The organism is Actinomadura sp. HBU206391 (assembly GCF_014323665.1).
Classification (GTDB): Bacteria; Actinomycetota; Actinomycetes; order Streptosporangiales; family Streptosporangiaceae; genus Actinomadura_C.
Genome location: NZ_JABVEB010000072.1, coordinates 20407 through 29434, shown reverse-complemented (window position 1 = coordinate 29434; position 9028 = coordinate 20407). Strand labels below are relative to the sequence as shown.

Genomic DNA, 9028 nt, shown 5'->3' with positions numbered 1-9028 from the left:
GGTGCGTCGCCGGTCGCGTCGACGGGCACGACGACCGCCCGGTCCGGATCCCAGTAGAGCGTGACCTCGTCGCCGGGCCGTGGCGGCTCGCCATGGGCGGCCACCCTCGCCACGAGGTGACGGCCGTCGTCACGCGCCGCCTCCACCCGCAGGACGCTGCCCAGGTAGACCACCTCGCGCACGGTGGCGGCACAGGCGTTGTGGCCGGCCGGGGCCGGCTCGCCCCGCGCGGCGAGCCGCAGATGCTCGGGCCGTACGACGACCGCCGTGCCGGAGGTCTCTCCGGGAAGCACGTTGGACTCGCCGAGGAATTCGGCGACATAGCGCGAGCACGGCCGCTCGTACAGGTCCTGCGGGCTGCCGACCTGGATCACCCGGCCATCGCGCAGCAGGGCGATGCGGTCCGACATGGTCAGCGCCTCCTCCTGGTCGTGCGTGACGAACACGAAGGTGATGCCGAGCTCCTGGTGCAGTCGTTTGATCTCGAGCTGGAGTTGTTCGCGCAGCCGCCGGTCCAGCGCGCCCAGCGGCTCGTCCATGAGGAGCACCGGCGGCCGGAACACGATCGCGCGGGCCAGCGCCACCCGCTGCTGCTGCCCCCCGGACAGCTGTGACGGCCGCCGCCCGGCGAGATGGCCGAGCTCGACGACGTCGAGGGTCTCGCGCACCCGCCGGTCCAGCTCCGCGCCGCGCACCTTGCGGCGGCGCAGCGGGAACGCGACGTTCTCGCGCACGTTCATGTGCGGGAAAAGGGCGTAGTGCTGGAACACCATGCCCAGGTCACGTCGGTACGGCGGCATCGCGGTGATGTCGGTGCCGTCCACCGAGACGGTGCCGGAGGTCGGCTCGGTGAACCCCGCCACCACGTTGAGCAGGGTCGACTTGCCCGAGCCGCTGCTGCCGAGGAGCGTCATGAACTCGCCCGCCCGCACTCGCAGCGTCACGTCGTCGAGCGCCACGGTGTCGCCGTACCGCTTGGTGACCCCGCGCGCGTCGACCGCGCCGCGGCTGTCGTCAGCCATCCGATCCTCCACGTTGTGCGCGCCGAAGGCGCCTGGTCAGTCGGCCCAGGCCCGCGGCGGCGAACAGGGACAGGGTGATGAGCAGCAACATGCTCGATGCCGCGGCGACGGTCGGGTCGAGACGAACCCGCACGCCCGACCACATCTGCACGGGCAGCGTCGTCATGTCCGGTCCGGACAGGAACACGCTGGTCACGACCTCGTCGAACGAGGTCGCGAATGAGAAGAGCGCACCGCTGAGCACGCTCGGCAGGATCAGTGGCAGGGTGATGCGGGCGAAGGTCGAGACCGGCCCGGCGCCGAGGTTCATCGCCGCCAGTTCCAGCTGCCGGTCGAAGGACGACAGCGCCGACGAGACGGTGATGACGACGTACGGCACGGCCAGCGAGGTGTGCACGAGCACGAATCCGGTGGTCGTCTGGGTGAGCCCGAGGTCCAGGGCGAGCGCGTAGACCCCGAGGCCGGTGATGACGTACGGCACCAGGATCGGTGCCAGAAGGAGCCCGGTGATCGCGTTGCGCAGCGGGTAGCGGCCGCGGATCATCGCGAGCGCGCCCGCCGTGCCCAGGACCACGGACAACAGCGTGACGACGACGCCGATGCGCAGGCTCGCGACCGCGCTGGAGGTCCAGGTCTCGTCCGAGAAGAACTCCTCGTACCAGCGCATCGACCAGTGCTCCGGCGGGAACTCCAGGAACGAGCTGTCGGAGAAGGAGGCCGGCACCACGACGAAGACCGGCAGCACCAGGTAGACGGCGGTCAGCGTGACGAGGGCGCCGAGGGCGCCGCGCACCGCCCGGCGCGAACGGAGGTGCTTCGCGCTCATGGGGCACCGCCGATCAGCCGGCGCAGATCGGTCAGCCGGGCGACGACGAGCAGCAGGGCGGCGGTGACGATCAGCAGGATGACGGCGAGCGCGGAGGCGAAGCCCCAGCGCAGCACGCCGGAGAGCTGCTGGACGATGAACTCTCCGAGCATGACGTTCTTCGGCCCGCCGAGCAGCGCCGGGGTCACGTAGAAGCCGAGCGCGGAGACGAAGACCAGCAGCGCTGCCGCCGCGGCACCCGGTGCCGTGAGCGGCGCGTAGATCCGCCAGAACGCGAAGGCCGGGCGCGCGCCGAGCCCTTCGGCCGCCTGCAGCAGGCGCCGGTCGATGCCCCGCATGGTCGCGTAGAGCGGCAGCACCGCGAACGGCAGCATGACCTGCACCATCCCGATGAGCACCCCGGTCAGGTTGCGCAGCAGCGGGACCGGCTCGTCGGTCAGGCCGGTCGCGCTGAGCGCGTCGTTGACCACACCGGTGTCGCGCAGGATGAGCACCCAGGCGAAGGTCCGCACGAGCAGGCTCGTCCAGAACGGCACGAGCACGGCGATGAGCAGCACGGTCCGCCAGAACGGCCGCGCCAGCGTCATCAGATAGGCATACGGGAAGCCGAGCAGCAGCGTGATCAGGGTGACCAGCCCCGCGGTGGTGAACGTGTTGACGAGAACGTCCACGTAGACCGACGACCCGAAGAAGTCCTGGTAGTTCTCGATGCCCGGCTCGGGATCGGTCACGCTGCGCAGCAGCACGCCGGCGAGGGGCACCACGAACACGGCGAGCAGGAAGCCGCCGACCGGCAGGATCAGCAGCCCCCACCCGTCGAAAAGCCGTGAGAGCGATCGCCTCACTTGGCCATCCACTCGTTGAGCCGCTCGGTGACCTTGTCGTAGTTCTCGGCCCAGTAGGTGTAGTTCATGATCGCCGCGCGCTTGGGCGCGTTCTCGGGCGAGGTCGGGATCTCCTTGCGCACGTCGTCGTTGACGTACTTGAGCGCCTCGTCGTTGACCGGCGCGTAGGCGGCGTGGTTGGTGTAGCCGGCCTGCTCCTTGGGGTGGTTCAGGTACCAGTTCATCCACTCCTCGGCAAGGGCCTGGTTCTTGTACCCCGCCGGGATCATGAGCTGGTCGTAGGAGAGCAGGTGCTGGTTCCACTCGTTCGCGACCGGCCGGCCCTCCTTGGCCGCGGCGAAGATGCGGCCGTTCCACGCCTGTACGAGCGGGGCCTCGCCGCTGCCGACGAGTTGCTGCTGCTCCTCACCGGTCTCGTACCAGACGATGTCCTTCTTGATGGTCTCGAGCTTGCGGAAGGCACGGTCGATGTCGAGGGGGTAGAGCTTGTCCGCCGGCACGCCGTCGGCCAGCAGCGCCGCCTCGAAGATCGCGCCGGTCGCGTACTTCCAGAAGCCGCGCTTGCCCGGGAAGCGCTGGGTGTCGAAGAACTCCGCCCAGGTCCTCGGGTGGTTGGCGGCGGAGAACTTCTCGGTGTTGTAGGCGATGGTGAAGGCGTACTGCAGCGTGGGGATCCCGCACTCGCCGACCAGCTCGGGCTTGACCTTCGACATGTCGATCTTGGTCTTGTCGAGCTTGACGGCCCAGCCCTTCGCGCAGGCGTTGGCCGCGAAGTTGGGCTCGACCTCGACGACGCCCCAGCTCACCTTCTTGGACTCGACCTGTGCGCGGAGCTTGGCGTAGTCGGTGGGAGAGTCCTGCTTGATCTTGACGCCGCGTTCCTTGCCCCAGGGCTCCACGTAGGCGCTGACGGCCTTCTGCTGGTCGTCGCCGCCCCACATGACGACGGTGAGCTCCTTGGTGCTGGTCGACGAACCGCCGCCGCACGCGGCCGCGGCCAGCAGCCCGGTGGTGGAAGCACCGACGAGAACACGCCTCAGGATCCGCATGGCCGTCTCCCTCCGTCCGCGGCGCGAGACCCGGGCCACGGCAAAGTTGACTGATTGATCAGTTATTTAAGGGAAGACTGTGGCGCGGACGCACTCTGCTGTCAATGGTCGGCGGATGACTTTCCGGCGCAACCGCGCTCCTATTTCCGGAGCGGCCGTTCCTCGAGATCGAGCAGGTAGGCCTCGCAGATGGCGCGCATCCGGGGGGTCGTCATGTTGCGCGACCCGAGCAGTACCTGGATCGCCAGCCCATCGATCATGCCGATGAGGGCGTTGGCCGTGTCGACCGCGTCACCGTCGCGGAACTGCCCGCGGTCCTGGCCGTCGCGCACGATGGCCGCGACGACGCGCCGCCACTCCCCGTACACCTGGTCGTTGAGCTCCTGCAGGTCGGGTTCGCGAAGTGCCTCGTTCCACAGCTCGATCCAGACCCGCCACGCGAGGACCGTCTCCGCGTCGCCGTCGGGCAGGTAGGAGTCCACGAAGGCGCGCAGGCGGGCGCGCGGGTCCTCGTGCGCGTCGAGGATCGGGCGCCGCCGGTCGATGGACTGCTGGAAGTTGAACTCGAAGGCCGCGTGCACGAGGTCGCGCTTGGTGTCGAAGTAGTAGTGCACCGTGCCGTGGCTGGTGCCGGCCCGCTTCGCCACGTCGCCGATCCGCAGCGAGCGGAGGCCGACCTCGGCCATCACCGCGCACGCCGCCCGCAGAATCTGCCCCCGACGTTCCACCTCGACGCTGGGACGCGGCATGGCTCCCCCGGTGCTCATATCTGATTGGTCAGTCAACTACTCCCGTCAACCCACTATCTCACGGGCCCCCGCTCGCCGTCACAGATAGCGGAGCCAGAGGTACGGCGTGGCGAGCACGGCGCTGACCAGCGTGACGATCAGCCCGTAGCGGGTGAACTGCCAGAAGCTGATCCGTTGCCCGTTGCGCTCGGCGATGCCGAGGACGACGACGTTGGCAGAGGCGCCTATCGCCGTGGCGTTGCCGCCGAGATCGGCGCCGAGGGCCAGCGCCCACCACAGCACCTTCCCCTCCGGCCCCAGGCCGTGCACCAGGTCGGCGACGATGGGGCTCATCGTGGCGACGTACGGGATGTTGTCCACGATCGCCGACAGCGCCGTCGACCCCCAGATCAGCGTCATGGTGGCCAGGGCGAGGCGGCCCTCGGTGGCGTCGGCGGCGGCCTTGGAGATGTCACCGATGACCCCGGTGTTGACGAGTCCGCCCACCATGACGAACAGGCCGGCGAAGAAGACGAGCGTCGGCCACTCCACCTCGTCGAGCGCCTGCTCGGTGGTGACCTTGGTGGCGGCGACCAGCAGCCCCGCGCCGAGCAGCGCCACCACCGACGGTTCGTAGTGCAGCACCGGGTGCAGCACGAACGCGGTGATGACCACGGCGAGCACCGTGAGGCTCTGCGCCAGGAGCCGGCGATCGGTGATGGCCTCCCTCTCCTCCAGGGCCATGACCTCGGCGGCCCGGTCGGGGTCGTAGGTGAACGCCGACCGGAACAGCCACCGGCACAGCAGGCAGAACACCGCCATGAGCACCACGATGAACGGGGCGAGGTGCAGGAGGAACTCGTTGAACGACAGGCCAGCGCGGCTGGCGATGATGATGTTGGGCGGGTCGCCGACCAGCGTGGCGGTGCCGCCGATGTTCGAGGCCATGACCTCGGCGATGAGGTACGGGGCGACCGGCAGCGCCAGCCGTTCGCACACCAGGAACGTGACCGGTGCCACGAGCAGCACGGTGGTGACGTTGTCCAGGAGTGCCGAGGCTCCCGCGGTGAGAAGGCAGAGCATGACCATCAGCCGGTAGGGACGGCCTCGCGCCCGCTTCGCCGCCCAGATGGCGACGTACTCGAACACGCCGGTCTGCCGCAGCACCGACACGATGACCATCATGCCGAGCAGGAGGAAGATGACGTTCCAGTCGATGCCCGCGTCACGCGAGAAGAAGGCGCGCTCGCCGTCGCTGACGTGCAGCAGCAGCATCAGGCCCGCGCCGCCGAGCGCGACCTTCGTGCGGTGCACCCATTCGGTCGCTATCAGTACGTACGCGACGACGAAGATGGCGACAGCGGCTACCGCGGCCACGGCGCCTCCCGCCTCGATCAACGGCCTCGTCGCGCCTCACCGGCCATGCGTGCGCGGCCGGCCTCGGAAGACCGTGCGCGTGTCGTCAACAAGAACTTACATCGACGAACCAGCCTTTGCCGCAGATTGTGTCGCTAACGGTGTCGACTCCAGCAACATGCGACATAGCGTAATTAGCACGGTCCATTACGGAGTGTGCGGATTCCCAGGATTCGACTACTTCCACAGTCACCCGGCCGGGGATGTGCCGGCCCGGCGGCTCGAAGGCACGGCTGAACACGGGAGGCAGTATGACGGCGCCAAGCACGTCCACTGAGGCCGTACCGGGCGGGCCGGACGAGCGGCTCATCCACGTCCTCTGGATCAATGCGGGCCTGAGCTGCGACGGTGACTCCGTCGCCCTGACGGCGGCCACCCAGCCGAGCATCGAGGACATCGTGCTCGGCACGCTGCCCGGACTGCCCAGGATCGCGGTGCACTGGCCGCTGGTCGACTTCGAATCGGGCCCCATGCAGGGCGCCGACCCGTTCATCGAGTGGTTCTTCCGGGCCGACCGGGGCGAGCTGGACCCGTTCGTCCTCGTCGTCGAGGGGTCGATCCCGAACGAGGCGATCAAACGGGAGGGCTACTGGAGCGGATTCGGCAACAACCCCGAGACCGGGCAGCCCATGACCACGAGCGAGTGGCTGGACCGGCTCGCGCCGAAGGCGACGGCGGTGCTCGCCGCGGGCACCTGCGCCACCTATGGCGGCATCCACGCAATGGCGGGAAATCCGACCGGCGCCATGGGCGTGGCCGACTACCTGGGCTGGGACTGGAAGTCCAAGGCCGGGCTGCCGATCGTCAACGTGCCCGGCTGCCCGATCCAGCCCGACAACCTGTCCGAGACGATCGTCTACCTGCTCTACCAGCTGTCCGGGCAAGCGCCGATGATCCCCCTCGACGAGGCGCTCCGGCCCACCTGGCTGTTCGGGCAGACGGTGCACGAGGGCTGCGACCGGGGCGGCTACTACGAGCAGGGCCAGTTCGCCACCGAGTACGGCACGCCGACCTGTCTGGTGAAGATCGGCTGCTGGGGGCCGGTCGTGAAGTGCAACGTCCCCAAGCGCGGCTGGATGAACGGCATCGGCGGGTGCCCGAACGTGGGCGGCATCTGCATCGCCTGCACGATGCCCGGCTTCCCGGACAAGTTCATGCCGTTCATGGACGAGCCGCCGGGCGCCAGGGTCTCCTCCACCGTGAGTTCCGCCTACGGGTCGGTGATCCGCACCCTGCGCGGCTTCACGCTGAGAACCGTCGACAAGGAGCCGAAGTGGCGCCGCAGGGGCCGCCAGCTGCTTACCGGCCACAAGGCGCACTGGAGCTGATCACATGACGACCCAGAAAGCCCGTCGCGAGGCGAGTCCGGAGCAGGACCGCGAACTCGTCGAGATGGCCTGGGATCCGATCACCCGCATCGTCGGAAGCCTCGGGATCTACGCGAAGGTCGACTTCGCCAACCGCGAGGTCGTGGAGTGCCACAGCACGTCATCGATCTTCCGTGGCTACAGCATCTTCATGAAGGGCAAGGACCCGCGCGACGCGCACTTCATCACCAGCCGGATCTGCGGCATCTGCGGCGACAACCACGCCACCTGCTCGGTCTACGCCCAGAACATGGCCTACGACGTACGGCCGCCGCACCTCGGCGAGTGGATCCTCAATCTCGGCGAGGCAGCCGAGTACATGTTCGACCACAACATCTACCAGGAGAACCTGGTCGGGGTCGACTACTGCGAGCACATGGTCCGCGAGACCAATCCCGGCGTGCTGGCGCTCGCCGAGCGCACCGAGGCGCCGCACGCCGCCGACCACGGCTACCGCACCATCGCCGACATCATGCGATCGCTCAACCCGCTCGAAGGCGAGTTCTACCGCGAGGCGCTCCAGGTCAGCCGCCTCGCGCGGGAGATGTTCTGCCTGATGGAGGGCCGGCACGTCCACCCCTCGACGCTCTACCCGGGCGGCGTCGGCACCGTCGCCACCGTGCAGTTGTTCACCGACTACCTCACCCGCCTGATGAAGTACGTCGAGTTCATGAAGCGGGTCGTGCCCATGCACGACGACCTGTTCGACTTCTTCTACGAGGCGCTCCCCGGCTACGAGGAGGTGGGCCGGCGGCGGGTGCTGCTCGGCTGCTGGGGCAGCCTCAACGACCCCGAGCACTGCGACTTCAGATACGAGCACATGGGCGACTGGGGCCGCCGCATGTTCGTCACCCCGGGGGTCATCGTCGACGGCAGGCTGGTCACCGACGACCTCGTCGACATCAACCTCGGCATCCGGATCCTGCTCGGCAGCTCCTACTACGACGACTGGGTGGACCAGGAGCCGTTCGTCACCCACGACCCGCTCGGCAACCCGGTCGACCAGCGGCATCCGTGGAACCAGCACACGATCCCGCGGCCGCAGAAGCGCGACTTCGCGGGCAACTACAGCTGGGTGATGTCGCCCCGCTGGTTCGACGGCAAGAACCTGCTCGCCCTCGACACCGGCGGCGGTCCCCTCGCCCGCCTGTGGTCCACGGCCCTGTCGGGAGTCGTGGACATCGGCTACATCGAGACGCCCGGGGACGGCAGCGTCCGCATCAACCTGCCCAAGACGGCCACCAGGCCGCCGAAGACGCTCACCTGGCGAATCCCCGTGCGGGGCGGCGAGTTCCTGTCGAACGCGCTCGAACGCAACCGGGCCCGCAGCTACTTCCAGGCCTACGCGGCGGCGTGCGCGCTGCACTTCGCCGAGCAGGCGCTGAACGAGGTGCGCCAGGGACGGACCAAGACGTGGTCTCCGTTCACCGTTCCGGAGAACGCGATCAGCTGCGGTTTCACCGAGGCGGTACGCGGCCTGCTGTCCCACCACATGGTGATCAGAGACGGCAAGATCGCGAACTACCACCCGTACCCGCCGACCCCCTGGAACGCCAGTGTGCGCGACAGCCACGGCACGCCGGGCCCGTACGAGGACGCGGTGCAGAACACCCCGATCTTCGAGGAGAACCGGCCGGAGACGTTCAAGGGGATCGACATCATGCGGGCGATCCGCAGCTTCGACCCCTGCCTTCCGTGCGGCGTGCACATGTACCTCGGCAAGGGCCGGGAGCTGCGCAGGGTGCACAGCCCGCATGCCTTCACCACCTCATGAC

Annotated in this window: 8 protein-coding genes; 2 read left to right on the top strand and 6 right to left on the bottom strand. The window is 68.6% G+C overall.

What is annotated here, in order from left to right; translation table 11 throughout:
• The 6 genes from HKK72_RS20960 to HKK72_RS20935 all read right to left on the bottom strand — a co-directional run.
• The coding region (locus tag HKK72_RS20960) for an ABC transporter ATP-binding protein (RefSeq protein WP_187236100.1) at positions 1 to 1022 on the bottom strand (1022 nt) is incomplete at its 3' end.
• Entirely contained in the window at positions 1015 to 1848 is an 834-nt protein-coding gene (locus HKK72_RS20955; RefSeq protein WP_187236099.1) for an ABC transporter permease, read from the bottom strand. The genes HKK72_RS20955 and HKK72_RS20960, both read right to left, overlap by 8 nt.
• Complete coding sequence (locus tag HKK72_RS20950; RefSeq protein ID WP_222720944.1) at positions 1845 to 2693, bottom strand: ABC transporter permease; 849 nt, start codon at positions 2691 to 2693, stop codon at positions 1845 to 1847. The genes HKK72_RS20955 and HKK72_RS20950 overlap by 4 nt, the downstream gene beginning before the upstream one ends.
• The gene (locus HKK72_RS20945; RefSeq protein ID WP_187236098.1) at positions 2690 to 3742 is read right to left on the bottom strand and encodes an ABC transporter substrate-binding protein; all 1053 of its coding nucleotides are present in this window, start codon (positions 3740 to 3742) and stop codon (positions 2690 to 2692) included. The genes HKK72_RS20950 and HKK72_RS20945 overlap by 4 nt, the downstream gene beginning before the upstream one ends.
• 140 nt (positions 3743 to 3882) lie before the next feature.
• Positions 3883 to 4491, bottom strand: coding sequence for a TetR/AcrR family transcriptional regulator (locus HKK72_RS20940; RefSeq protein ID WP_187236097.1), 609 nt, complete (start codon positions 4489 to 4491; stop codon positions 3883 to 3885).
• A 78-nt stretch (positions 4492 to 4569) separates the two neighbouring features.
• Positions 4570 to 5847, bottom strand: coding sequence for an ArsB/NhaD family transporter (locus tag HKK72_RS20935; protein WP_187236096.1), 1278 nt, complete (start codon positions 5845 to 5847; stop codon positions 4570 to 4572).
• Positions 5848 to 6137: 290 nt separating this feature from the next.
• On the opposite strand from HKK72_RS20935, the gene HKK72_RS20930 reads away from it, so the two are divergent.
• Together HKK72_RS20930 and HKK72_RS20925 are read left to right on the top strand one after the other, a co-directional pair.
• Positions 6138 to 7214 carry a hydrogenase expression protein HypE gene (locus HKK72_RS20930; protein WP_187236095.1) on the top strand — a complete coding sequence of 359 codons (1077 nt, stop codon included), beginning with the start codon at positions 6138 to 6140 and terminating at the stop codon, positions 7212 to 7214.
• Positions 7215 to 7218: 4 nt separating this feature from the next.
• A complete protein-coding gene (locus HKK72_RS20925; protein ID WP_187236094.1) occupies positions 7219 to 9027 on the top strand; it encodes a nickel-dependent hydrogenase large subunit in 1809 nt (602 codons plus the stop codon).
• The last annotated feature ends 1 nt before the right edge of the window (position 9028 follow it).

What these genes read in the sequence shown, in the direction of transcription:
- HKK72_RS20945 (WP_187236098.1), bottom strand. Translation starts at nt 3,742, where the DNA reads ATGCGGATCCTGAGGCGTGTTCTCGTCGGTGCTTCCACCACCGGGCTG.
- HKK72_RS20940 (WP_187236097.1), bottom strand. Translation starts at nt 4,491, where the DNA reads ATGCCGCGTCCCAGCGTCGAGGTGGAACGTCGGGGGCAGATTCTGCGG.
- HKK72_RS20955 (WP_187236099.1), bottom strand. Translation starts at nt 1,848, where the DNA reads ATGAGCGCGAAGCACCTCCGTTCGCGCCGGGCGGTGCGCGGCGCCCTC.
- HKK72_RS20930 (WP_187236095.1), top strand. Translation starts at nt 6,138, where the DNA reads ATGACGGCGCCAAGCACGTCCACTGAGGCCGTACCGGGCGGGCCGGAC.
- HKK72_RS20925 (WP_187236094.1), top strand. Translation starts at nt 7,219, where the DNA reads ATGACGACCCAGAAAGCCCGTCGCGAGGCGAGTCCGGAGCAGGACCGC.